The following is a 24,297-nucleotide window of genomic DNA, read 5'->3' as shown; positions in this document are numbered from 1 at the left end:
TTTCCCTCCGTGAGCCTTTTTAATGCGCTACTGCGACCTACCCGACCAGCGCAGCGCCGCCTGTGCAACCCGTTGCCCAAACAGGCGCGCGGTTTCCAAATCGCCCGGCAGCGGCGCTTCTTCTACCGATGCGTCCGCCGGCGACACCGTCATCAGCCCCGAAAAGCCGGCGACGTAGTTTACGTCGTTTCGCGTCGCCGCCTTGGTATTGGAAGGCAACATGCCCATGCCAACCCAAACGCCGCCGTGCTCCTGAGAAAGGTGGAACAGGTAGTCGAGGGTGCTAAGCTTGTCGCCGTTCATGCTGGCCGAGTTGGTAAAGCCAGCGAACAGCTTGTCTTTCCACTGCTGCGCCACCCATTGGCGGGACGACGCATCGGCAAACCGTTTAAACTGCCAGGACGGCCCGCTCATATAGGTCGGGCTGCCAAACACAATGGCGTCCGCCGCGGCCAGCGCCGCCCATCCCTGCTCGGAAAGATTGCCCTCGGCATCGATGGCAAACGCTTCAAGCCGTACGCCGTTAACTTCCCCAATCCCTTTGGCAACGGCGTCCGCCGCCTTTGCCGTATGTCCATATCCGCTATGAAAAACCATGACTATGTGGGTCATTACATCTACAACCTATTAATAAAAAACAATTTCCGCTAAACAGCTCTCAGCGGCGGAGGGGATGATACCAATTTTTCCCGTCATTGTGTTATTGAGTAGGTAAAGATAGGTAATCAAGAGAGTTGCTGATGCAAAATAGAGCCATTTCATTAACGCACTTCCAGCGAAGCGAATAATCGTACGTTTAAACACTCATGTTGATTATGTTAATACTCTCACTTTTTTTGCCCTTAATAATTGTAATAGTGCAAATGAGTTAAACCGACTTTTGATTATCCAGACGCTTTTCCCCTGCCGGAAGAGTTCAAAAATGGTGGCATAAAGTTTAACTCAACGTTTTCACGTTAACGTTGGGTTATCGTTCACCATCGCCATATTCGCATCGGCGAAAATCACAAACACTGGGATAAAAGGCGCCCCCTTATAAATAGCAAGGAGATAATAAATGAAATATTTAGTACTTTTTCCCGTTTCGCTTATGCTGTGGACGACAGGCGCTATTTCTGCGCCGCAGGAAATAAAATTCCTGACCTGGAATATCTGGCACGGTTCCCAAGATAGCCATCTGACTCGAGACATAGAGTCCATGCAGCCCAACGTTATGACGCTTCAGGAAACCTATAGCCGACAATCGGCGATTAAAGCGGCCTTTGCGAAGGCAAATAATATTAAACCGGAAAACGTATTCAGCTATACCGTGTCCTGTTTTGCGAATAAACAGCATAAATTTACCGGTGAGCAAGGCAGCTGTTTTCCCGGAAAGTATGAAATGGGACTGGGAAATGGTTCCGCTGACAACCTGACGATTTGGTCTATTTATCCTATTACCGACTATCATATTTTTGATAGTGCCGACACGACCATCAATAATCCTAAAATTAATCGTTTTAACTATGGCGCAGTAAAATTGGACGTAAAAGGCTCGCCATTATGGGTAGCGAATTTCTGGCTGACGTCATCCTGGGGCGCAGAGCAAGACCTCAATCAGCTATATGTTGACAGGCGAAATGTAGAAACGCTTCGCTATGACAGCACGCTTGATGAAAAACAGGCGATTAAAACAATTCTCGACAAAGAGGCTCATCGCGCCGATCAAGCAAAACAAATTGTCGAAAAAAGCGGCTCCTTGCTAGCTAATGCAGACAAAGAGCCGTTCATTCTAGCCGGTGACGGTAACTCGTTCTCACATTTGGACTGGGAGGAAGAATGGAAAAGCGGACATTTTGGTATTGCGATCCCCTTTCCCGTATCCAAAGTGTTTATGGCTGCGGGGCTGAAAGACTCCTATCGAGAGGCCAATCCAAACCCGCTGACTCACCCTTGCTCAAGCTGGCAACCGCAGGCTGCCGATGCGCCCAAACCGCGGACGTGGTCCGACCGAGAGCCTACGATGATCGCTCCAGGACGCATTGATTACATTTATTACAAGGGAAGCCGCTTGTCCGTTAAGAATTCTGTCTGTGTGGGTAATATCGGCGGGGGCGCAACGGGCGGAACGTCCGATCATGCCGCCGTTATGACTACCTTTATTCTTAACTAACCATCTCGCGTCGTGAAGGCTATCGGCATAGGGGTCGTTCGTTTTAAACAACCTCTATGCCGCGCTATTGAGTATTTACGCCATATTTGAGCGCGCTGGCGTCCTACCAGCGCTCCGCCGCTTCACGGTCGCTGTCGCGAGACTCGACCCAGCGGTCGCCTTCCTGCGTCGCTTCTCGCTTCCAAAACGGCGCTTTGGTCTTCAGGTAGTCCATGATGAACTCGGCGGCGTCGAACGCTGAGCCACGGTGGGCGCTGGTCACGCCGACAAAGACGATCTCATCGCCGGGAAACAGCTCGCCGACGCGGTGGTTTACGCTCACGCGCTGTAAGGGCCAGCGTTCACGGGCGGCAACAACGATTTCCGCCAGCGACTTCTCGGTCATCCCCGGATAGTGCTCCAGCGTTAACGCGCTAACGCTGTCACCCAGATTGTGATTGCGCACTTTGCCGGTAAAGGTGACCACCGCGCCGTCGTCATCGCACTGAGACAGCCACTGGTACTCTTCGCCGACGGAGAACGGCGCGGCGCCTACAACGATACGGGTGTTGCTGTCCGTCATATTAACCCCCGGTGACCGGCGGGAAGAACGCGACTTCGTCACCGTCCTTTAGCGGATGATCGGCGGTAACCAGCGTCTGATTGACCGCCATCAAAAGCTTACCCGGCTCCAGGGCCAGCGGCCACCGGTTGCCTCGTTGGCAGAGCGCCTGACGCAGCGCCTCAACCGTCGCATATTCCGCAGGCAGCGACAGCGTATCGGTGCCAACCAGCTCTCTGACCTGAGCAAAAAAAACTACGTTAATCATGACGTATCCGTTCCTTAAATGTCGTCGGCGCGAAAGTCGCCGGACTTCCCGCCGCTTTTGGCCAACAGCCTGACGGGGCCGATAACCATATCTTTCTGTACCGCCTTGCACATGTCGTAGATGGTCAGCGCCGCTACGGATGCGGCGGTCAGCGCCTCCATTTCAACGCCGGTTTTTCCCGTAAGGCGGCAGCAGGACTCAACGCGAACCCGGCTATGCTCCGGCTGCGCCTCCAGCTGGACTTCCACTTTGCTCAAAAGCAAGGGATGGCACAGCGGAATAAGCTCCCAGGTGCGCTTGGCGGCCTGAATGCCGGCGATGCGCGCGGTGGCGAAGACGTCCCCTTTGTGGTGGCTGCCTTCAACGATCATCGCCAGCGTCTGCGGCAGCATAGTGACAAACGCCTCGGCGCGCGCCTCTCTAACGGTTTCCGTTTTCGCCGATACGTCGACCATGTGGGCTTCACCGGCGGCATTGATGTGGGTTAACTGTGACATGGGCAGGTTCGTCTCTATTTTTTACGCAGATGGGGAAGGAAGTTACAGGGGCGATGGCGCGCGTCCAGCTGTTCAACGATGATGCGTTCCCAGGCCATGCGGCAGGCGTTGGTCGAACCGGGTACGGCGAAAACGATCGTCTGATTGGCGATGCCGGCTACGGCCCGCGACTGGATGGTCGAGGTGCCGATGTCTTCATAGGAGAGCATGCGAAACAGTTCGCCAAACCCTTCCACTTCGCGGTCGAACAGCGGCAGAAGCGCTTCTGGCGTATTATCACGCGCGGTAAAGCCGGTGCCGCCGGTAATCACCACCGCCTGAACGTTCTCATCGGCAATCCAGGCCGACACCACGGCGCGGATCTGGTAAATATCGTCTTTGACAATGCGCTTGTCGGCAACCTTGTGCCCGGCGCTCTGCGCCGCTTCAACCAGATAGTGGCCGGAGGTATCCTCAGCCTCTCCACGAGAGTCGGAAACGGTCAGTACCGCAAGAGAAACCGGAATAAATTCGCTGGCTGCGTGTCCCATAAAGACTCCTTATCGTTCTTGTATCGCAGTTCGGGCCGAGAATGCGGCCCGCCCGTCGGCGTTTAGCCGCCGATAAATGACAGGTTTTGCGTAATGCCGCTGTTGCCCTGATGCAGGAAGTGGGTCTGCTTTTTCATCAGCAGTTTTTCCTGTATGCGATCTTTTAAATCGTCCAGCTGAGCGTCGTCGGCCAGCAGATCGCGCAACGAAATGCCCTGCTCGCCAAACAGGCAAAGGTGAAGGTTGCCGACGGCGGAGACGCGAAGGCGATTGCAGCTCAGGCAGAAATCTTTCTCATAAGGCATGATGAGGCCGATTTCTCCCTGGTAGTCGGGATGGGTAAACACCTGCGCCGGGCCGTCGCTATGGCTGCGTTCCGCCTGCTGCCAGCCGCTGGCCAGCAGTTGACGACGAATGACTTCACCGGAAACGTGATGCTGGCGAAAGAGCGATGAGCCCTCACCCGTTTCCATCAGCTCAATAAAGCGCAGCTGGATCGGCCGTATGCGGATCCACTCAAGGAAGGTTGACAGCGAGGCGTCGTTAACGTCGCGCATCAGCACGGTGTTGACTTTGATCTTCTTGAAGCCGGCGGCAAAGCCGGCGTCGATGCCGTCCATCACTTGGCGGAACTTGTCTTGGCCGGTGATGGCGTGAAACTGACGCGCATCCAGACTGTCGACGCTGACGTTGATGGAGGTCAGCCCCGCCGCTTTCCAGCTTTCCACGTCTCTGGCCATGCGGTAGCCGTTGGTCGTTACCGCAAGCTGGCGGATAGCCGGGTTGTCGCGCAGCGCGGCAATCACGTCGACAAAGTCGCGGCGCAGGGTGGGTTCGCCGCCGGTTAGCCGGATTTTATCCGTACCGAGTTCGGCGAACGCTCGGCCGACGCGTCGAATCTCGTCCAAAGACAGGAAGCGCGTGTTGTCATGAGGCTTATAGCCGTCGGGCAGGCAGTACGTACAGCGGAAGTTGCAGACGTCGGTAATCGACAGCCGCAGATAATAGAACTTGCGATCGAAAGCATCGGTCAGTTGAGATAGCATAAAACACCTTTCCAATTCGGGAGGCGCAGGCATTTCTACCTTACACCCTGGTGACTTAAAGCCACGGCTGCAGCACCATATCGAGTCGACTTAGGTCGGAGCAGCTCAGAGTTTCATTTCTTGTTTATAAGCGGACGGTTGCCGCCTATTTCACTAATACTAACGGCTAAAATAGCCCTTTTCCAGAACAAATTATCGTTATGCAATAATTTATATAACGTTTATTCTTTACCAATTGTGAGAACCATACTGAAAATCCTCCGCCAAGTGATTGACGCAGGTCAAGCTTGATAAACATCAAGCAACGCAACGGAGATTTCGCCTTTTTTGAAAAAATCGGGTAACTTATGCCGCGAAACCGGGCTTTTAAAAGGAATCTTATGCGTAACCGCACGTTAGGCTCTCTGGAGCACGTTGTCGCCCTTGGCGGAGGACACGGCCTTGGCCGCGTTATGTCGGCGCTTTCATCTCTAGGCTCCAGACTTACCGGCATCGTGACGACAACCGATAACGGCGGTTCTACCGGACGGATCCGAAAGTCTGAAGGCGGCATCGCCTGGGGCGATACGCGCAACTGCCTTAATCAGCTCATTACCGAACCGAGCATCGCATCCGCCATGTTTGAATATCGCTTCTCGGGCAGCGGCGAACTGGCCGGGCATAACCTGGGCAATCTGATGCTCAAAGCGCTGGACAACCTGAGCGTCAGACCTCTGGACGCCATTAATCTTATCCGCAATCTGCTCAAGGTCGACGCCTACATCATTCCCATGTCGGAGCACCCGGTCGATCTGGCGGCCAAGGACGTCGAAGGCAACGTGGTCTACGGCGAGGTCAGCGTTGATGGCCTTCACCAAATGCCGGAAAGGCTGTGGCTTGAGCCAGCGGTGAGCGCGACTCTGGAAGCCATCATCGCCGTTAGCAAAGCCGAGCTTATCCTGATTGGCCCAGGCAGCTTTATGGCCAGCCTGCTTCCCCCCTTGCTGTTGGCCGATTTGGCCGATGCGCTGCGTCACAGCAAGGCAAAAATCGTCTACATCGGCAATCTGGCGAAAGAGCTAAGCCCGGCCGCTGCGTCGCTCAACCTCAAGCAGAAGATGAGCTTTATCGAACAAACGCTCGGCGGGCGAAAAATAGACGGCATCATCGTCGGGCCGCATACTCCAACTATGGATATCACCGATAAGGCGATCGTCCAGCAGTCGCTGGAGGCGGAAGACATCCCCTATCGCCACGATCGCGATATGCTGCGCAACGCGCTGGAGCGTATGCTGGAAAAGTTTAGCGACTAAAAACGAATAAAAAAGCGGCTTTTCCAAACGGTAAAAGCCGCCTATGAAGACAGGTCATCGATTATTTCTGCGCGTCAGGCCGCGTATCGGCGATCACTCTAGCCTGTTTCCCCTCAATTACCAGCACGCGCTGCCCAACGGCCAGCGGCTGATCCGTGCCCTGCGCGACGGTGATAAGCCCGTTGCTGTCGGTCTGGATTACATACTCAATCGCCTGCTGCTTGGACGCGCCTTTTTCCACCGAAGAGCCGAGCATGCCGCCAAGCAAAGCGCCGCCGATAGCCCCCAGCGCGTTAGCCCTGAAACCGCCGCCAATGGCGGAACCAGCAACGCCGCCCGCGGCTGAGCCCACCAGCCCGCCTACGCTGCTGTTGCCCTCGACGTCGACAACCCGCGAGCTGACAATCACGCCGGCCAGCGTCCGACTCGCCTGCCCGACCTGCCCTTCTTTATAGGAATCAGAAGAAATATTAGAAGCGCATCCCGCCATGGATAAAACAAGGCCGACGGCTAAAGCGGAACGTAAAAATCGTGGCGATCTCATCATTACTCTCCCTCCAGATGCAAGACATCTATTCCATAAACAAACGTTAACCATGACACGAATTGGGTGTGAATAGAATAAGTATAGTCCTCTGGCACGCGTGGAGAACGAAGAGAAGCCCCTAGCCCCCATAAACAAGAAAGATTGGGCGCTGATAGAGAGATACCAAATATAGAAAGTCGGGTTACCAATCCCCCGAGAAGCAACAACCGTGTTTATAAAATAGCGCCAAAATGGGTTTTAGCCGCTTACGCTGGCTAAAGGCTACTCCCCCCATTTCCCCCACGGATTCTCAACATCGTCATCGCGCTTTTCGAGCAGGGACAGATAAAGTTCCTCAACCTGCTTGCGCGCCCACGGCGTACGGCGCAGGAACTTCAGGCTGGATTTGACGCTAGGGTCGTTTTTGAAACAGTTGATGTTTACCTGGTCCGCTAAAAACGCCCAGCCGTGTCGTTCAACCAGTTCGGTAAGCAGACGTTCAAGCGTAATGCCGTGCAGAGGATCGTTAGAGTGCATGTACTCGTATCATAATATTTGCCGCAGTAAGGGGCGTCATAGTAACAGCGCGGCGCCTCAGAGTCACCTGAGTATCGTGCCGGCGTATTTATCCGGATGCGCAGGCGATATGAAAAACGCCGGGTGCGTAATGGCGTACCCGGCGTCGTTAGGTTTAACGCCAATCAGAAGCTCACTTTAATCCCCAGGCGACCTCCGTAGCCCTCCATATTGCCGTCAAAGCCTCGCTGGTATTTAGCGTCTGCGTACACCTGAGTATCTTCCGCCAGTTGAACGCTCACGCCCGCGCCGGTTTGCCACCAGGCGTCGGTGAGATCAGCGCTTATGTTAGTACCGCCGACGTTCACCGCCGTATCTGCCCCCAAGCGCTGCACGACGTCCATAAGAACATAGGGCTTGACCGTCGTCGCGTCGTAACTTAAACGCAGGCCGCCTCTGGCTAACCCAGCATGGGCGGAGACGCCGTCTACGTCGCCAACGTCATCGTCAAAATCCTTCAATGACAGATACTGATACATCAGCTGAAGCTGTGGTTCCAGCGACATATTGCCACCCAGAGCGAACGGCTTGCCAACCTCGGCTGACGCTACGATGCCGTAGCCGTTCTGCGTAGCGTCGCGATCGCTTTTATACTTATTGTGATAGAACGTTCCCTGCCCCACCAGATCGAGATAGCCGCCGTCTTGCGCCATGCGGGTATAGTATCCGCCAAGGCTGTATCCGTCGCTGACCACAGAGCCGGTATCGCGAGACAGCCTGGCGTCGAGCGAACGCGTGCGATCCTGGGCATCGGTATCCTGAGAGCCAAGCGTCGCCATGACGCCCGCATTAATCTGAGTGCCCTCAGCGCTCACGTCTTGATACAGGTCGTGGCCAAACTGAACAAACCAGCTGTCGCTTTTATAGCTAAAGCGATCGGCGTCGTTCGTTCTGTGCTGGCCGCCCATCCTGGCCCAGCTTTGGTCCCCGCGACGAATAACGGTGTCGCCGACCCGCTCGTGGTAAGTGCCTATGATGTCAAAACCGTACTGCTGGTTTAGATACGGCGCCGCTACATAGCCCGCAACCTCGGGGCGATAGATAACGTTTTCCGCTGGCGTTGGCTCAGCATCTGGATCCGGCACCGAGGGCGCCTGATAGAAAGAGCGCAAATACCAGTTATCCGCATCGGCGGCGCCCCCCTGATACAGCAGGTACTCATAGGCGCCCGCGCTGACCGTATTGCCCAGCGTAAAACCAACGCTGGAAGCGCCATCAATTTGAACAACTTCGATGCCGTCGCCAACGGTAAGCGCGCCCATGCCTCCCGCATTTTTAATAATAAGTACGTGATCGCCGCTCGCGCCGGTGGTGACGTGGACTTTATCGGTCTGTGTATTAATACCGCCTTCGTTGAGCACGGTATTAAGCACAAACGAACCGCCGTTACCCGACAGCGTATTGATCTTCAGCGTTTTAAATGCGCCGGGGGCCGGCGGATTAAACACGACGGAAGCGCTGTTGATAACGAACTTGTCAACGTCAGAATCGGCGGTCATTTGCCACAGGCTATCGTCCATACGCAGAGACGTTACGCCGTGCGCCGCGCCGTTTAGCAAAGAACGAGCGCTTAAATCGACGTTAGCGGTACTGTCAGTGGACGTCAGAAGGTCGCCCTTAAGGGTCGAGCCTTTGGCCGTCAGCGTAACCAGCGCATTATCCATGGCGTTCAGAGCGTTGGCGCTACCGCTAACGCTGGCGTTCGTCAGGGTTATATCTCCCACGGAGGAGGAAACTAATACGCCGTCAGACTGAGCGCTGTTTACCGCTGAATCCGTTAGGTTCACTTTCCCGGCGCTCAGGCTTGCATCGTGGATAAAAATGCCTGCGGCATCTGAACCATAGGTCGCAACTGACAGATTGCGGCCCTCAATGGCGCTGCCGTCGCCTAAAACAGCCGCGCCGTGAGCCGAATTGCCCTGCGTGTTGACGATAGCGCCATCCAGTTTCACCTGACCCGCGTTAATCGCCGTAACGGCGAACGCGTTGCTGCCCGCCGTTTCTAACGTCGAGCCAACGGCCTCAATGGACGAATCAACGCCGTTTGCACGAACCGCAGAGCTATCGTCGCCGGTGGCTTTTACCGTGCCCCCGCGCAGCACGGCGGAAGCGCTGGCCTCGGCCCGTACGCCGTCTGCGCTATTGCTGCTTACCGTAATCGTACCGCCCTTCGTCGAAACCGTTGTTCCGCTTCCATTAGCGACAACGCCACCGGCGCGGCTTCCCGTCGCGCCGGCTCCGCTTACGGTGACGTCCACGCCGTCAAGCACGGCAGAACTCGCTGTGGAGGCATAAACGCCAAACGCGCCTTTTCCTGTCGTTGTTACCTCGGAATTTTTAACGTTTACGCTTGAGTTTGAGCTGGCATAAACGCCGTGAGATGAGGCGCCTTTGGTGACAACGGTCACGTTGTCCGCCACGGCCGAAGAACGGTTCGTGGCATAAATACCACCGCCTCCGGTTGAGTTTATCGTAATCTGGCTATCGGAAACTTCCACGTTGCCATAGAACAAGGCAAAACCGTAGGAATCCGCGTTTTTCATGTTGAATTCGCTGTTGGTCACTACCGTCTTCGCCGTGCCGGGAGCCGTGCCGTTTATCCATACGCCGTGCGAGTTTTTACCGTTGGTAATAAGCTCTACGTTGTCCAGCGTTGTTTGGACGTTTGGCCCGATATAAATGGCCGAAGCGTTATGTTTCCCGCCGATAATGGCGTTTTTTCCCGTTTCGATTTTCGTATTGCTAACGTTAAGCGAACCGCTGCCAGAGAAGATGCCATAGCCGCTGGCGCCGGTTGTTTTAATATCCGCGTTTTTAATCGTTACATCTCCGCTCACGGAAACGCCTCGAGAAGTATCCCCACTCACTCGGATAATCGTGCCGTCGATGCTGACCCGATTTCCCGCGACGTCGCTGATGACGCCCGCCGACTGGCCGGCGCCGGTCGTCGTTATGCTTCCACCCTTCATTTCAAAGGAGGAAAGGCCGTCATAAAGGCGTACGCCTGACGCCGCAGAAGCGCCCGACGTTGAAATTGCGGTATCGGTAATGGAAACGTGAGAAGCCTGAGTTGCTCCGGAACCGCCAATCCCTACTGCGTCGCTGTACCAGTGCGCGGTAGAAATCTCGCCTCCGGTCACCGTTGCTTCGCCGCCGTTGTTCACCAACAGACCCTTAGTCGCAAGCGCACCCTCGGCGGAGGTGCCGGAATAGTTAGCTTTAATGGAGACATCCGTCAGAGTAGCCTTTCCTGCGTTGACGCTAACGCCCACCGCTCCGCCGCCGGAAGTCACCACGTCGGTATTATAAAGCTTAAGAACGCCGTCTTTTACCGAAACGCCAAACGATCCTATCCCCGTCGTTTCCAGCAAATTTCTCTGTGAGGCATTTTGATTAATCGTCAGAATTGCATTTGGCCCCTCAATGGCCACTGCATAGGCCGAAGCGCCCGACGTTGATACCGTTAGAGGCGCGTTAAACGTCGCATCGCCCGCACCATTGATCAGTAAACCAGAGGGCGTCGCGGGAATGCCCGTGAGTAACAGCGGCGTATTGAACGTTTGTTGATTGGTGATGGTTAACGTGTAGTCGGCAGCGCACGCATTCCCGATAGGTAGCGAAGCGGCGATAACGCCACAGCACAACGCGGTTTTTAATGCAGATAATGCAGACTTTTTCTTGCCTCGGCTAAATTCTGAAGCGACAACCCATTGTCCGAGAGAGTGATTCCATATAATTCTATAAATTTTATTCACGATCCCGCTCCTTGATTTAAAAAATCCTTTATTTCCGTTAAGTTAATTTTTTTAATCCAATTGATTTACAATTGAAATTAATTTGAAAACCCACTTCTTAATTAAAAGTATTAATGGAAAACGCCTCAAAGCTATTTAAACCAAAGAGCCCCACCCCATTATTATAAAAACAGGAATTAAAACTCTTTCTTTTGAGCATCATAAGAAGTTTTGGTAAATCACACATCTACGAGCAGATAATTAGGCAGACGCATTAATTAAACAAGTCACAAAAAACTATCAAAAACAGAAAAACAATAATTTTTTACTATCAATCAAAAAATCCAACAACCCATTTAAAATTGAAATTAAAAATAACTAACAAACTGAAATATATGGATAAAATTAATTTAAAATAACAAATAGACAAAAAATAAAAAACAAAGATAAAATAAAAATTAAATTTGGAAATAAAAACACAAAATCAATATATATATTTTAAATAACAAACACAAAGCAACTCATATAGCAATACAACAAATAACAACTAAATACATATTAAACAAAAACCCAACCTAATGAAGAGAAGAACAAAAATAAGATCATTATGATTAATAAGAGAAATCTAAACGCCAATAGTTCTTATTAACAATAATGCGTAGCAATATTTTTACCACCCGAAGGAAACACCGCTTTTGCGGGTAAAGATATCTAATCTAAACCCGCGAAAAATACAACGCTTTATAAAAATCGAAATGGATCATTTTATAGAAAATAGGAGAAAATCAATAAAAACCAATGGACAATCGTCCAAAGCGCTCAAAAAACCACCACAAATTCACACTTTGTTACAATATTACTTAAAAAAAGACTTTCCAAAAAGCATGAAGAAAAACAGTCATTCAGGCCAAATTGCTCATAAGCGAAGAAAGAACGGGCATCGCCTCTTCATCATAGAATATTACCAATTCGGTAAGCCATGTGCGGCTAACGCGGAAAATGCAGTACGTCGAACGACAAAGCCACTTCTTGCCAAACTCATCGACAAATAAGTATGCAAGATACCCTCTGGCTAGCGCCTTAATGCACTCCCTCCTAAGCTTAAGTAATATCCGTCTGCTAAAGAGAGCCGATGATGAAAACATCTCCCTTTATTCTTTTTTGCGCAGCCCTGCTGACCGGCTCGCTGACCGCTATTCCAGTGACCGAAAGCTGGGCGGCAACCGATACGCAAGCGGCAACCCCGCCCGGAAAAGAATCACCCTGGCCCCACAAATACGTCATTGAAGGAAACACCGTCACGTTTTATCAGCCCCAATTGGATAATTTAGAAGGCGACCGCTTAACCGGGCGACTGGCGGTATCCATTGACAGCAACGGCGAAGCAGATAAAAAAGCGTCGAATAAAAACAAGGGAAAGGCAACGCCGGCCCGCTATGGCGTGGCCTGGTTCTCCGCTCGAATTGAAACGGACACGCTGGCGCGTACCGCACGCTTAAGCGACATAACGTTGGATAAAGTCAATTTTCCAACGGCGGCGGAAGACAGCGCCCGCTACTTAGAAATAATGAAAAGCGCTCTGCCGCGCGAAGCCCTTACGGTGAATTTAGATCAGCTAGAGGCCTCTTTGGCTATCAGCCAGGCGGAAAACAAGCAGGCCGGCGCCGCCGTTAACAACGAGCCGCCGCACGTCCAATTTTCCTTTACGCCCGCCCTACTGGTGCTTGTTGACGGCGATCCGGTACTTAAAGCCACGGCGTCTGAAGGCGTATCGCGCGTTATCAACACCCGCTCACTCCTGCTGGTAAAAGACGGTCGATGGTATCTGCGCTTCGCTAACGTATGGATGAATGCGCCTGCGCTAAATGGCCCCTGGCAGTCAATCAGCCAGGTTCCTTCCGGCGTAGAGAGCGCGATGAACGAGGCGGTCAAGTCACATCTCGTGGACGTAATGCCCAACCCCGGCGACGAAATGAAGCGTCGGCTGGCGGAAGGGAAATACCCTACCGTCTATGCGGCAACCCACCCTACCGAGCTGATAGAAGTGGAAGGTGAACCGCAGTTCTTACCGATAGAGGGCACCAAGCTGATGTACGTCAGCAACACCAACGCCGACGTTTTTATTGACGCCAACGCCGACAACGCCTGGTTTGTTCTGCTGTCCGGCCGCTGGTTTACCGCTACCTCAACACAGGGGCCGTGGAGCTATGTTCCCGGCGACAAGCTGCCGGAGGACTTTGCTCACATTCCGTCCGATAGCCCCAAGGGCGCCGTATTGGCATCAATCCCCGGTACGCCGGAAGCCAAAGAATCTCTGATAGCTAACGCAATCCCCCAAACCGCCAGCGTCGACAGAGCAAAGGCGAAGCTTACGGTAAGCTATGACGGAGGCAAACCGGTCTTTAAGCCGATTGAAAGCACGACGCTCTCTTATGCGGTCAACAGCGCCCTGCCGGTGATTGAGATAAAGCCGAACCTCTACTACGCGCTGCAAAACGCCGTATGGTTTACCGCTGACTCCCCCAGCGGCCCGTGGCGCGTAGCGCTTTCCGTTCCGGCAGAAATCTACGCAATCCCCGTTTCTTCTCCCGTTCACTACGTGACTTATGTCCACGTCTACGGCCATACGGACAGCGTGGTCTACGTTGGCTATACCTCCGGCTATTACGGCACCGTCGTCAGCAACGGCGTGGTGGTTTACGGTGGCGGCTATCCCTGTAACGCCTGGGTCGGCAACGTTTGGTATAGCTGCCCGACCACCTACGGCTATAACGCGGCCTTTGGCTACGATCCTTACGTCGGCTGGACCTTCGGCTTTATCTCTGGAATGGCCTGGGCTTCAGCCTGGTACGGCCCTTACTGGGGACCGTGGTATGACGATCCGCCGGACTGGTGGCACGATGGCCCTTCTATTGCCGTTAATAACGTCTATGCCAGATGGGGAAACACCGTTGCGCAGGGCACCCGCGTCTCCTGGTCCGATCCCTGGAGCGGGAATTATGGCACCGGCGTGAGGGGCAGTTTCCACAATGACGTTACCGGCGGGCACGGCTACGGCTATGCCGGGCGCAACGTGAACGACTATACCGGCGTTCATTCCGCCGCAGCCGGCGGCGTTCGCTACAATCCGCAAACGGGTCGCGCCGTCGCGGCTACCGGAGGCGCGGCCTTTAACCCCGATACCGGCAACGGCATCGCCGGCGGCGCTAAAACCTCGGTCAATACCCGTACGGGCCGGGTCACCGACAGCGTTAATCGCGCAACGAGAAGCGATGAAGGCGCGACGGCCGCTGGCGCATTCAATAGCCGAGGCCCCGGGGGCGATGCACACGGCTCTGGCTACGTGCACTATAACGCCGACACGGGCGAGGTGACTCACGGCGGCGTGGTGCATACCGACGGCGGCATCTATGCGGGCAAAGACGGCAACGTCTATCGCTATAACCGAGACAACGGCTGGCAGCAGATGCAATCCGACGGTCAGTTTAAAAGCGTAACCCCACCCTCCGGCTCAGGTATCCATCAGGACCAGCTGGCGCGTAGCCGAGGCGATCAGCGAACCCAGGTGCGCAACAACTTTCAGACCATGCGTCAAAATTCAGCTAATACGACGGCAGGCGCCGCGCCGCGAGGACAGATCCACCGCGATATCGGCTCTCGCCCTGCCGTTAGCGGCACGGCCCCCCGCCTCTCCGGCAATGGAGAACGCCTGCAAAACCTGCACGGTTTTGACCGCAGCAACTACGGTCAGGGATTTCACGGCCATATGGGAGGATTCAGGCACTTCCGCTAGCGGCCAGAGGCGTACAGGCTGAAAAACAAAGAGGCGACCAACGTCGCCTCTTGCCAATTAGAAGAACGCCCCCTACGACTGCGCGATAAACTGCTCGCGCAGGCGCTGAAGCTCGTCGCGAACCTGCGCCGCCTCTTCGAATTCCAGGTTTTGCGCGTGCTGATACATCTGCCCTTCCAGCTCGCGGATCTTTTTGTCCAACGCCTGCGGCGTAAGCGCCTGATAGTCTGCGGTCGGTTCCGCCGCTCGCTTCTTGCCGCGCCCCTTGCTGTGCTTCAAGGTTCCTAATCCCTGCCCCAGCTCTAGGATGTCGTCGACCGACTTATTCAGCCCCTGAGGAACGATGCCGTTCTCCTCGTTATAGGCCATCTGTTTCGCCCGGCGGCGTTCGGTTTCTTCAATCGCCTTCGCCATTGAGTTGGTTATCCTGTCGCCGTAAAGGATTGCCTTGCCGTTGAGGTTGCGCGCGGCGCGACCGATGGTCTGAATAAGCGACCGCTCGGAGCGCAGGAAGCCCTCCTTATCGGCGTCCAGAATCGCTACCAGCGAGACTTCCGGCATGTCCAGCCCCTCTCGCAGCAGGTTAATCCCGACCAGCACGTCAAACTCGCCCAGACGCAAATCGCGAATAATCTCGACCCGCTCGACGGTATCGATATCCGAGTGCAGGTAGCGCACCCGTTCGCCGTGTTCTTCCAGATACTCGGTCAGGTCTTCCGCCATTCGCTTGGTGAGCGTCGTCACCAGCACCCGCTCGTTCTTCTCCGCGCGCAGGCGAATTTCCGACAGCAGATCGTCCACCTGCGTCGCCACCGGGCGAACTTCAATTTCAGGATCCAGCAGGCCGGTCGGGCGCACCACCTGATCGATAACCTCGCCGCCCGATTTGTCCAGCTCGTAGTTGCCCGGCGTCGCCGAGACGTAAATCGTCTGCGGGGCCAGCTGTTCGAACTCTTCAAAGCGCAGCGGGCGGTTGTCCAATGCGGACGGCAGGCGAAAGCCGTACTCCACCAGCGTCTCTTTCCGCGCCCGATCGCCTCGGTACATACCGCCAATCTGCGGCACCGTTACGTGGGATTCGTCGATGACCAGCAGGCCGTCCGGCGGCAGGTAATCAAACAGCGTCGGAGGCGGTTCCCCTTCTTTGCGCCCGGAAAGATAGCGGGAGTAGTTTTCAATGCCCGAGCAGTAGCCGAGCTCGTTCATCATTTCAATATCAAACTGAGTGCGCTGCGACAGGCGCTGCTCTTCCACCAGCTTGTCGTTAGCCAACAGCACTCTGCGGCGAGAGGCGAGCTCTTCCTTGATGCCCTCAATAGCCTCAAGGATGCGCTCGCGCGGCGTGACGTAGTGGGTCTTCGGATAAATGGTAAAGCGCGGCACCACCTGCTGAACCTGCCCGGTCAGCGGGTCAAACAGCGACAGGCGTTCAACCTCGTCGTCAAACAGCTCAATGCGCAACGCGTACTCATCCGATTCGGCGGGAAAAATATCAATCACCTCGCCGCGCACGCGGAAGGTGCTGCGCTGGAAGACCTGATCGTTACGCGTGTATTGAAGCTCAGCAAGGCGCTGAAGGATCGCCCTCTGATCGATAATCATGCCCCGCGTCAGGTGCAGCATCATTTTCAGATAGGCGTCGGGGTCACCCAGACCGTAAATTGCCGATACCGACGCAACCAGTACGACGTCCCGCCGCTCCAGCAGCGCTTTGGTGGCCGACAGCCGCATCTGTTCGATGTGTTCGTTGATGGAGGCGTCTTTTTCGATAAAGGTGTCGGAGCTGGGCACATAAGCTTCCGGCTGATAGTAGTCGTAGTACGAGACGAAATATTCGACGGCGTTTTCCGGAAAAAAGGCCTTCATTTCGCCATAGAGCTGAGCCGCCAGCGTTTTGTTAGGCGCCAAAATCATAGTAGGACGTTCAAGCTGGGCAATAACGTTAGCAATGGTGAACGTTTTGCCGGAGCCGGTCACACCCAGCAAAGTTTGGTGCGCAAGGCCGTCTTCCAGACCTTCAGACAGGCGGCGGATCGCTTCCGGCTGATCGCCCGCGGGCGCAAACGCCGAATGCAGCTTAAATGTTTTGCTCATGGTTAATGACTACCTGCTCTCATCGTTAATGACCGACGGTTAGAAATCATAGTTTCTATTATGTGAACCAGAAGGACTTTTTACCATCGCCATTATACTGTATATTTAAACAGCGCGAAACCACCTCCCACCCATTCGTTTTGTTCATTGTTGCGTGCATATTATCTTCATCGTTTAGGGACACGCTAAACGCGATTCGTCAAGCAACAAAAATCTATTTTATCCCCAGAAAGCGATTGACATTTTGTTTTCTGGAATTTTTCCTGCAAACGCAGAACAATGATGAAAGGTGCGGACGATGGCCCTCTTGATTTTAATTAATTTATTGATAATAAATGAATTTCAATGAATGATGATAATCCAGTCAAAAACATAAAAAGCCGCATTCCAGCTAGCCTGAAGTCATTTTTCTAACGTTAATACACAAGGTTATCCACAGGAATAGTGGATAAGTAAAATTTTCCTACTAATACTGCAACATTGCGATCGCCTCCCCTTTGATTTGCGCAGAAAAAATGCCGCAAACAAAAAAATTTTTGTGCTGTTTTCGCCAAAAAGAACGCATAAAAAAACCAGCGGATTGCGCAGTATCTTCCATAAGGGAGAGCAACGAAGCGGCCTTATTGCGTCTATCTGTCGACAGGGTATGCAGATCTTTTGATCGCCCGGCCATTTTGTGTTCGAATGGGGACATTTCTTACCATTCAATCCAGCCCTGTGATAAACGATGAAATATCAAATTATTGCTCTTGATCTAGACGGCACGCTGCTTACCTCGCAAAAACAGATTTTACCCGAATCCCTTAGCGCACTGGCCGAGGCCCGCCGTCAGGGCGTTAAGGTGGTCATCGCCACGGGGCGTCACCACGTTGCCATTCATCCTTTTTATCAGGCGCTGGCGCTGGATACGCCCGCTATCTGCTGCAACGGTACGTATGCCTACCACTATCAAAGCCAAAGGGTGCTCTCCGGCACGCCGCTGACTAAAGCGCAGGCGCTTCACGTAGCCAAGCGGATTCGCGACCTTCCCATTCGCAGCCTGCTGTACGTCGATAACGCCATGCAGTACGAGCGCCACGATGAGGCTATCGGCCGCTGGCTTGCTTGGGCCGGGCGGCTGCCCGAGCATCAGCGCCCTGCGATTGAGCAGGTTGAAAGCTATGAGGCCGCTATCGAGCGGGCGGACAACGTATGGAAGTTCGCAACCGTCTGCGATGACGCAGAGCTTCTGGCCACATTCAGCGCGCAAATAGAACAAGAGCTGGGGCTAACCTGCGAGCGCTCTTGGCATAACCAAATCGATATGGCGCAGGGAGGCAACAGCAAGGGCAGCCGCCTGCGGGAATGGGTAACGTCGCAGGGGCTGTCGATGGAAAACGTCATCGCCTTTGGCGACAACCTTAACGACATCAGCATGCTTTCTCAGGCGGGTTTGGGCGTCGCAATGGGAAACAGCAGCGACGAAGTAAAGGCCGCGGCCGACGTCGTTACGACGGAAAACGAAGCGCCGGGCATTGCAGAAACGATCAGAAAACACGTACTGGCCGCCTAACGGCTCCCTTAGCCGCCCAGGCGGTTAAGGGAACGCTATACGGGCCTGTTACCACACCTCTCGGCTGATAGAGACGCTTTTTATCTGGGCGAACAGCCGCTGGCCAATGGCGATGCCCAGCTCGTCGCGCGCCCACGGCGTGATCCTTGCCCATAAGAAATGCTGGCCGACGATAAGCTTTACTTCTACCCTGTCGTCATAGGGATGCAGCTCAACCACCTCGGCAGGCAGGATATTGCGGATGCTGCTGTGCTCAGGCAGGCTCAGCGTGAGCGAGACGTCCGCCGCGCTGATGCGAACCCTGACCCGCTGCCCTGTCGGCACGTCCAGCCGATTGACCCACAGATGATAATCACCCAGCGCCAATGCGCTCATCGGATAGACGTTGTGCTGTCGTGACAGCGTCACGCTCCACACGCTGCTCTGCTCTTCTTGCTGTAGCCAGGGAAGCATGGCGTCGCTGGCCCAAACGGCCTCCAGCTCACCGGAGGCCCTCACCTTGCCGGCGTCCAGCACGATCACCTGTTCGGCCAGCCGAAGGATCTCTTCCATGCTGTGGGTGACGTACAGAATAGGAATATTGACGTCCTTCGCTAACCGCTCCAGATAAGGGATCAGCTCACGCTTACGCGGTACGTCAAGAGAGGCTAAAGGTTCATCCATCAGCAGCAGCTCCGGCGCGGTTAACAGCGCGCGGCCAATAGCGACCCGCTGCTTTTCCCCGCCGGAAAGCGTCATCGGAAAACGCTTAAGCAGGTGGCCGATGCCCAACAGCTCGACAATGCTATCAAACTGGCCGCGCATCTGCGCTTTCATTCCGTACTGCAAATTCCCGCGGATGCTGTAGTGAGGAAACAGCCGCGCTTCCTGAAACACATAGCCGATGCGTCGCTTCTCCGGCGGTATAAACACGCCCCGCCCGCAGTCAACCAGCGTACGATCGTTTAGCATAATGACGCCGCTGTCCGGCTTCGTCAGGCCGCTCACGGCGTTAATCAGCGAGGTCTTTCCCGCGCCTGACAGGCCGAAAACGGCAGTAATGCCGTTGGCTGGCACCTCAACGGAAACTTCCAGCCCCAGCGCTCCCAGCTGCTGTTTAAAATCAAGTTTAAGCATTAGCTTTTAAGCCTCCGCTGGCTCCAGCGCGCCAGCCACTCCGACATCAGAAGCGACAGCAGAGAGAGCAGAATAGCGATAAGGCACAGCCGCGCCGCGTCGCCCTCGGCGCCGGGCGTTTCAATCAGCGTATACATCGCCAGAGGAATGGTGCGCGTCTCACCGGGAATGTTGGAAACGAAGGTGATCGTCGCGCCGAACTCGCCCAGCGAACGGGCGAAAGCCAGCACGACGCCGGCAAGCAGACCGGGAAAAGCCAGCGGAAGCGTCACGGTGAACAGCACGCGCCAAAAGCCGGCGCCCAGCGTTCTGGCCGCCTGTTCCAGCCGACCGTCCACCGCTTCAAGCGCCAGCCTAATCGCCCGAACCATTAAGGGAAAGGCGATCACCGCAGACGCCAAGGCCGCGCCGCGCCAGCTAAAGGTAAAGCTGAAGCCAAACCATTCATAAAGCCACTGGCCAATGACGCCTTTACGCCCCATGCCGATAAGCAACAAATAGCCAATAACCACGGGAGGCAGCACCAGCGGAAGATGAATAATGCTGTCAACGAGCGCCTTGCCGGGAAACTGACAGCGCGCCAAAACCCAGGCGACCATAATGCCGATAGGCAGGCTGAAGGCCACCGCTACTGCGGCCACCTTCAGGCTCAGCAGCAGGGCTTCTAGTTCATAGGCGGAGAGCATTATTTATTACGCGGGCTAAAGCCGTAACGGGTAAACACCTCTGAAGCTTCCGGCGTCGCCAGATACTTGGAAAAGGCCTCTACCGCAGCCGTTGAGTGGCCTTTTACCGTCGCCATCGGGTATTCAACCGGCAGGTGGCTTTCTTCAGGGAAAATGCCGACTACCTTCACTTTCTGGCTGGCGACAGCGTCAGAACCGTAAACGATGCCCAGCGGGGCTTCTTCCCGCTCAACCAGAGCCAGAGCGGCGCGAACGTTATTGGCGCGGGCCATTTTCGGGGACAGCTGCTCCCAGGTGCCCAAATAGGTCAGCGCCTGCTTGGTATAAATACCGGCCGGTACGTGGTCCGGATCGCCAACTGCCAGCCTGCTGTCCTTCAGCAGGGATGACCAGTCGGTAACTTTGTTGACGTTAACATGCTTCAACTGGCTGTTCAGTGGCGCAACCAACACCAGATCGTTGCCCAGAAGCGTTACGCGGCTTTTTTCTTCAATCAGCTTTTTGTCCGCCACGTAGTCCATCCACTGCTGATCGGCAGAGATAAACATATCGGCGGGAGCGCCCTGCTCAATCTGACGAGCGAGCGTGGAAGAGGAGGCGTACGAGGCTTTAATTTCCACGCCCGACGCTTTCTGGTATTTCGCTGCGATCTCATCCAGCGCATTGGTTAAAGACGCCGCCGCGAATACGGTGATTTTTTCCGCCGCCGCGGCAGAATTCAGTACGCCAGCGGCCAACAAGGCGATAAACGCCGTCATCTTAAATGTCTTTTTCATTGTTGCCTCGTTTTTATGAGAGAGGAAGTAAGCAGTAACGATTCGATATGTAATCGATAATATAGCGACTTATTGTTCGCTTGTCATTGCCTCAGTCGAGTTACTCACGATAAAAACATAAAAACGGCGGACATAAAAAAACCGGCGCGATATTATTCAATCGCGCCGGTTTTTTAAAAGAGAGGGTACGGACTGCTAACGAAATGCAATCGCTATTCGCTATGGCCAAAGCTGGAAATAAAGTTGCACAGCTCGCCGAAAGCGTAAATAAGCCCTAGAATGATCGCCATAACGACGGGGACCAGACAGGTCACAACTACTAAGCTTTTCAATAATTCAAACATCGTTCTTCCACCAAAATCTGGGAAGCGCCCTTCGCTTTCCGCATTCGTACTTGTAGATAATGATAGCACAGTTTATTTCGTTTCCATCGACAAGTTTCAGCTATCCGTGCGGTGACATTTCTCCGCATTACGACGCCGCTTAATGGTATCATTTATCAAAATGTGAAGGACGGCGTCTTGTTCCTTCCCCTCTTCCTATGGCAAGGTTATCAATAACTTCTTTCTATTTTATACGGGTCCTGTCTGATGAATGCTGAAATTTTACTGACATTAAAGCTCCAGGGACACCTGTTCGCCGATCCTAAACGCATTACGCTGTTAAAGCAGATCGACAATACCGGTTCGATAAGCCAAGGGGCCAAGCAGGCCGGCATCAGCTATAAAAGCGCCTGGGATGCCGTTAATGAAATGAACCAGTTGACCGACAGCCTGCTGGTTGAGCGCGCAACGGGAGGAAAAGGCGGCGGCGGCGCCCATTTGACCTCCTACGGCAAACGCCTGCTTCAGCTTTACGGCCTGTTGGAAAAAATTCAGCAAAAGGCGTTTGACGCCCTGCAGGATGACGACATTCCCTTAGACAGCCTGCTGGGCGCCATCGCCCGCTTCTCGCTGCAGACCAGCGCCCGCAATCAATTTTTCAGTACCGTGCTCCCGGCAGAAACGTCCGCGCCGCCGGGATACGTGCGCGTTTTGCTGGCCGACGGGAAAACGAGCCTGTATGCCTCGTTAACTCACCAAAGCATTAAAAGGCTCGGCCTCGTTCAGGGCAAAGAGGTGCTGGCGTTGATAAAAGCGCCCCTCATCGAGCTTCACAATGCTGAAGTCAAAGATGCCGACAACTGCCTGTCGGGGCGCGTGGCATCCATTACCGAAGGCGAGCGGCGCGTCGAAGTGCTGTTAACGCTGGAAGGTGGAGAAACCCTATGCTCCACTGTCAGCCACCCACGGGCAAAGGCGCTGGCGCTTACGGAAGGTCAGGCGCTCTGGGCCACTTTCCAGGCGGAAAGCGTTATTATCGCTACGCTGTGCTAGCCTGACTTCTGTCACCGCTTCGTTTAAGTCGGCCGCATATTTCTGCGGCCGACGTTTTTTTCAGTTCATGGATCCCATTCTGGCAGCACGTTATGTTGCTGCATTTTTAGCGCATGTTTGACATGATGAAAAATGTCATAACTAAAAAATAACAATAACCGCAGCGTTACTATAGTCGACATCCCTCAAGATGCCTCGAGGCCGCTTGAAGGATGTCGAATATACATTGTCAGGAAAGGCTACATAATGAAACAGCTCACCATTTCAGAGGGAAACTTTCGGCTAAGCGATACCAAAACTCTGCTTTTACCAACGATCTGCCTTAAGGAAGGCGAAAGCTGGGCATTCGTTGGCAGCAACGGCAGCGGAAAATCCGCTCTGGCGCGCGCGCTTTCTGATGAACTTACGTTGCTCGGCGGCGTAAGAGAAACCGACTTCACGCACATCGTTCGTCTTTCATTCGAACAGCTGCAAAAGTTGATTACCGAAGAGTGGCAGCGCAACAACACCGACCTGCTTAGCGAAGGTGAAGACGACACCGGCCGCACGACCGCCGACATTATCCAAATGAATCATCGAGATGAGAATGCCTGTCGGCAACTCGCCGAAACGTTCGGCATTACTCACCTGCTCGAAAGGCGCTTTAAGTATCTTTCCACCGGAGAAACCCGCAAAACGCTGCTGTGCCAAGCGCTAATATCCTCTCCTGATCTACTGATTTTAGATGAGCCGTTTGACGGGCTGGACGTGACGTCGCGCCAACAGCTGGCGGCGCTTCTGTTCGAACTTTCCCGCGGCGGCATTACGCTCGTTTTGGTGCTTAATCGCTTTGATGAAATTCCCGACTTCATCAGCCACGTCGGCATCTTGGCCGACTGCCAGCTTGTCAGAACAGGCTTGCGGCGTGAAATCCTCGCCGAAGCGCTGGTTGAACAGCTGGCGCAAAGCGAGCGGCTGGCGGGCACTGAGCTCCCGCCGCCAGAGTTAAAGGAAACCGCGCCCTTCCCACCCGACGAACCACTGATTGAACTCAACAACGGAATCGTCACCTATAACGACCGGGCGATTATCAACGGGCTGAACTGGCAGGTTAATCAAGGGGAGCATTGGCAAATCGTCGGCCCCAACGGCGCGGGGAAATCGACGCTGTTAAGCCTCATTACCGGCGATCACCCGCAGGGATACAGTAATGAGCTGACGCTGTTTGGCCGTCGGCGCGGCAGCGGCGAAACCGTTTGGGACATCAAAAAGCACATCGGCTACGTCAGCAGCAGCCTGCATCAGGATTACCGGGTCAGCGCCAGCGTGCGCAACGTTATCCTGTCGGGCTATCTGGACTCGATCGGCGTTTATCAGGCCACTTCGGATACTCAACAAAAGCTCACACAGCGCTGGCTAACGCTGCTTGGCTTTGACGCCATCGCCGACTCGCCGTTTCACTCGCTTTCCTGGGGGCAACAGCGGCTGGCGCTCATCGCCCGCGCGCTGGTGAAACACCCCAGGCTGCTGATTTTGGACGAGCCGCTTCAAGGGCTCGATCCGCTGAACCGCCAGCTGGTGCGACGCTGGATTGACGTTTTAATGCAGGAAGGTAAAAGCCAGCTGCTGTTCGTCTCCCATCATGCACAAGACGCCCCCGCCTGCATCACTCATCGATTGAGCTTTATCCCGACGGGCAACAGCTATGCCTACGGAATCGAGCAGCTGCGATGCCCTGCGGCCTGACAACGAAAATAAAATAA

General features: G+C 54.3%; 20 protein-coding genes and 1 riboswitch. Of the genes, 6 read left to right on the top strand and 14 right to left on the bottom strand.

Features of this window, described 5'->3' with window-relative positions:
* Positions 1-27: 27 nt before the first annotated feature.
* Positions 28-612, bottom strand: a complete 585-nt coding sequence (locus G544_RS0101170; protein ID WP_027272892.1) for a flavodoxin family protein — start codon at positions 610-612, stop codon at positions 28-30.
* A 445-nt stretch (positions 613-1,057) separates the two neighbouring features.
* On the opposite strand from G544_RS0101170, the gene G544_RS0101165 reads away from it, so the two are divergent.
* Positions 1,058-2,152: an endonuclease/exonuclease/phosphatase family protein gene (locus G544_RS0101165; protein ID WP_027272891.1), complete on the top strand. Its 1,095-nt coding sequence runs from the start codon at positions 1,058-1,060 to the stop codon at positions 2,150-2,152.
* Positions 2,153-2,255: 103 nt separating this feature from the next.
* Here the strand turns inward: G544_RS0101165 and moaE are convergent, their stop codons facing one another.
* The 5 genes from moaE to moaA all read right to left on the bottom strand — a co-directional run bounded on the left by moaE (position 2,256) and on the right by moaA (position 5,034).
* Positions 2,256-2,714 carry a molybdopterin synthase catalytic subunit MoaE gene (gene moaE / locus G544_RS0101160; protein ID WP_027272890.1) on the bottom strand — a complete coding sequence of 153 codons (459 nt, stop codon included), beginning with the start codon at positions 2,712-2,714 and terminating at the stop codon, positions 2,256-2,258.
* Between the two features lies 1 nt (position 2,715).
* Positions 2,716-2,961 (bottom strand): molybdopterin synthase sulfur carrier subunit, encoded by a 246-nt coding sequence (moaD, locus tag G544_RS0101155; RefSeq protein ID WP_027272889.1) that lies wholly within the window; start codon positions 2,959-2,961, stop codon positions 2,716-2,718.
* A 14-nt stretch (positions 2,962-2,975) separates the two neighbouring features.
* On the bottom strand, positions 2,976-3,458 hold the full coding sequence (gene moaC / locus G544_RS0101150) for a cyclic pyranopterin monophosphate synthase MoaC (protein WP_027272888.1): 483 nt from the start codon (positions 3,456-3,458) through the stop codon (positions 2,976-2,978).
* A gap of 14 nt (positions 3,459-3,472) precedes the next feature.
* Positions 3,473-3,988, bottom strand: coding sequence for a molybdenum cofactor biosynthesis protein B (moaB, locus tag G544_RS0101145; RefSeq protein ID WP_027272887.1), 516 nt, complete (start codon positions 3,986-3,988; stop codon positions 3,473-3,475).
* A gap of 62 nt (positions 3,989-4,050) precedes the next feature.
* Entirely contained in the window at positions 4,051-5,034 is a 984-nt protein-coding gene (gene moaA, locus G544_RS0101140; protein WP_027272886.1) for a GTP 3',8-cyclase MoaA, read from the bottom strand.
* A riboswitch (molybdenum cofactor riboswitch) is annotated at positions 5,023-5,157 on the bottom strand. It overlaps the preceding gene by 12 nt.
* A gap of 257 nt (positions 5,158-5,414) precedes the next feature.
* Between moaA and yvcK the strand changes: the two genes are divergently transcribed.
* Complete coding sequence (yvcK, locus tag G544_RS0101135) at positions 5,415-6,326, top strand: uridine diphosphate-N-acetylglucosamine-binding protein YvcK (RefSeq protein WP_027272885.1); 912 nt, start codon at positions 5,415-5,417, stop codon at positions 6,324-6,326.
* A gap of 61 nt (positions 6,327-6,387) precedes the next feature.
* Here the strand turns inward: yvcK and G544_RS0101130 are convergent, their stop codons facing one another.
* The 3 genes from G544_RS0101130 to G544_RS0101120 form a co-directional block, all read right to left on the bottom strand.
* Positions 6,388-6,870: an outer membrane lipoprotein gene (locus tag G544_RS0101130; protein ID WP_027272884.1), complete on the bottom strand. Its 483-nt coding sequence runs from the start codon at positions 6,868-6,870 to the stop codon at positions 6,388-6,390.
* A gap of 264 nt (positions 6,871-7,134) precedes the next feature.
* Positions 7,135-7,389, bottom strand: coding sequence for a VF530 family protein (locus G544_RS0101125; protein ID WP_027272883.1), 255 nt, complete (start codon positions 7,387-7,389; stop codon positions 7,135-7,137).
* Between the two features lie 164 nt (positions 7,390-7,553).
* Positions 7,554-11,183: an autotransporter outer membrane beta-barrel domain-containing protein gene (locus tag G544_RS0101120; protein ID WP_027272882.1), complete on the bottom strand. Its 3,630-nt coding sequence runs from the start codon at positions 11,181-11,183 to the stop codon at positions 7,554-7,556.
* 1,111 nt (positions 11,184-12,294) lie between these two features.
* Here G544_RS0101120 and G544_RS19660 point away from each other — a divergent pair.
* Positions 12,295-14,955 (top strand): hypothetical protein, encoded by a 2,661-nt coding sequence (locus G544_RS19660; protein WP_051155515.1) that lies wholly within the window; start codon positions 12,295-12,297, stop codon positions 14,953-14,955.
* 72 nt (positions 14,956-15,027) lie between these two features.
* On the opposite strand, the gene uvrB is transcribed toward G544_RS19660, so the two are convergent.
* Entirely contained in the window at positions 15,028-17,049 is a 2,022-nt protein-coding gene (gene uvrB, locus G544_RS0101105) for an excinuclease ABC subunit UvrB (protein WP_027272880.1), read from the bottom strand.
* A 727-nt stretch (positions 17,050-17,776) separates the two neighbouring features.
* Between uvrB and G544_RS0101095 the strand changes: the two genes are divergently transcribed.
* The gene (locus G544_RS0101095; protein WP_027272879.1) at positions 17,777-18,601 is read left to right on the top strand and encodes a pyridoxal phosphatase; all 825 of its coding nucleotides are present in this window, start codon (positions 17,777-17,779) and stop codon (positions 18,599-18,601) included.
* Positions 18,602-18,649: 48 nt separating this feature from the next.
* Here the strand turns inward: G544_RS0101095 and modC are convergent, their stop codons facing one another.
* The 4 genes from modC to G544_RS21510 all read right to left on the bottom strand — a co-directional run bounded on the left by modC (position 18,650) and on the right by G544_RS21510 (position 21,523).
* Positions 18,650-19,717: a molybdenum ABC transporter ATP-binding protein ModC gene (gene modC, locus G544_RS0101090; RefSeq protein ID WP_027272878.1), complete on the bottom strand. Its 1,068-nt coding sequence runs from the start codon at positions 19,715-19,717 to the stop codon at positions 18,650-18,652.
* Entirely contained in the window at positions 19,717-20,406 is a 690-nt protein-coding gene (gene modB, locus G544_RS0101085) for a molybdate ABC transporter permease subunit (protein ID WP_027272877.1), read from the bottom strand. Before modB ends, modC begins: the two co-directional genes overlap by 1 nt.
* Positions 20,403-21,179 carry a molybdate ABC transporter substrate-binding protein gene (gene modA, locus G544_RS0101080; protein ID WP_027272876.1) on the bottom strand — a complete coding sequence of 259 codons (777 nt, stop codon included), beginning with the start codon at positions 21,177-21,179 and terminating at the stop codon, positions 20,403-20,405. Before modA ends, modB begins: the two co-directional genes overlap by 4 nt.
* Before the next feature lie 212 nt (positions 21,180-21,391).
* Positions 21,392-21,523, bottom strand: coding sequence for an AcrZ family multidrug efflux pump-associated protein (locus G544_RS21510; protein ID WP_027272875.1), 132 nt, complete (start codon positions 21,521-21,523; stop codon positions 21,392-21,394).
* A gap of 246 nt (positions 21,524-21,769) precedes the next feature.
* Here G544_RS21510 and modE point away from each other — a divergent pair, with 246 nt between their 5' ends.
* Positions 21,770-22,555 (top strand): molybdenum-dependent transcriptional regulator, encoded by a 786-nt coding sequence (gene modE / locus G544_RS0101070; RefSeq protein WP_027272874.1) that lies wholly within the window; start codon positions 21,770-21,772, stop codon positions 22,553-22,555.
* A 246-nt stretch (positions 22,556-22,801) separates the two neighbouring features.
* A complete protein-coding gene (modF, locus tag G544_RS0101065) occupies positions 22,802-24,280 on the top strand; it encodes a molybdate ABC transporter ATP-binding protein ModF (RefSeq protein WP_027272873.1) in 1,479 nt (492 codons plus the stop codon).
* Positions 24,281-24,297: the final 17 nt, after the last annotated feature.

It is taken from the genome of Leminorella grimontii ATCC 33999 = DSM 5078, assembly GCF_000439085.1.
GTDB classification, from domain to species: Bacteria; Pseudomonadota; Gammaproteobacteria; order Enterobacterales; family Enterobacteriaceae; genus Leminorella; species Leminorella grimontii.
Note: the sequence above shows the minus strand (reverse complement) of the source record. Positions and strands in the feature narration are given on the sequence as shown.

Bases quoted from the DNA above. Each gene is read 5' to 3' on its own strand.
- G544_RS0101170 (WP_027272892.1), bottom strand. From the start codon at position 612: ATGACCCACATAGTCATGGTTTTTCATAGCGGATATGGACATACGGCA.
- G544_RS0101165 (WP_027272891.1), top strand. From the start codon at position 1,058: ATGAAATATTTAGTACTTTTTCCCGTTTCGCTTATGCTGTGGACGACA.
- moaE (WP_027272890.1), bottom strand. From the start codon at position 2,714: ATGACGGACAGCAACACCCGTATCGTTGTAGGCGCCGCGCCGTTCTCC.
- moaD (WP_027272889.1), bottom strand. From the start codon at position 2,961: ATGATTAACGTAGTTTTTTTTGCTCAGGTCAGAGAGCTGGTTGGCACC.
- moaC (WP_027272888.1), bottom strand. From the start codon at position 3,458: ATGTCACAGTTAACCCACATCAATGCCGCCGGTGAAGCCCACATGGTC.
- moaB (WP_027272887.1), bottom strand. From the start codon at position 3,988: ATGGGACACGCAGCCAGCGAATTTATTCCGGTTTCTCTTGCGGTACTG.
- moaA (WP_027272886.1), bottom strand. From the start codon at position 5,034: ATGCTATCTCAACTGACCGATGCTTTCGATCGCAAGTTCTATTATCTG.
- yvcK (WP_027272885.1), top strand. From the start codon at position 5,415: ATGCGTAACCGCACGTTAGGCTCTCTGGAGCACGTTGTCGCCCTTGGC.
- G544_RS0101130 (WP_027272884.1), bottom strand. From the start codon at position 6,870: ATGAGATCGCCACGATTTTTACGTTCCGCTTTAGCCGTCGGCCTTGTT.
- G544_RS0101125 (WP_027272883.1), bottom strand. From the start codon at position 7,389: ATGCACTCTAACGATCCTCTGCACGGCATTACGCTTGAACGTCTGCTT.
- G544_RS19660 (WP_051155515.1), top strand. From the start codon at position 12,295: ATGATGAAAACATCTCCCTTTATTCTTTTTTGCGCAGCCCTGCTGACC.
- uvrB (WP_027272880.1), bottom strand. From the start codon at position 17,049: ATGAGCAAAACATTTAAGCTGCATTCGGCGTTTGCGCCCGCGGGCGAT.
- G544_RS0101095 (WP_027272879.1), top strand. From the start codon at position 17,777: ATGAAATATCAAATTATTGCTCTTGATCTAGACGGCACGCTGCTTACC.
- modC (WP_027272878.1), bottom strand. From the start codon at position 19,717: ATGCTTAAACTTGATTTTAAACAGCAGCTGGGAGCGCTGGGGCTGGAA.
- modA (WP_027272876.1), bottom strand. From the start codon at position 21,179: ATGAAAAAGACATTTAAGATGACGGCGTTTATCGCCTTGTTGGCCGCT.
- G544_RS21510 (WP_027272875.1), bottom strand. From the start codon at position 21,523: ATGTTTGAATTATTGAAAAGCTTAGTAGTTGTGACCTGTCTGGTCCCC.
- modE (WP_027272874.1), top strand. From the start codon at position 21,770: ATGAATGCTGAAATTTTACTGACATTAAAGCTCCAGGGACACCTGTTC.
- modF (WP_027272873.1), top strand. From the start codon at position 22,802: ATGAAACAGCTCACCATTTCAGAGGGAAACTTTCGGCTAAGCGATACC.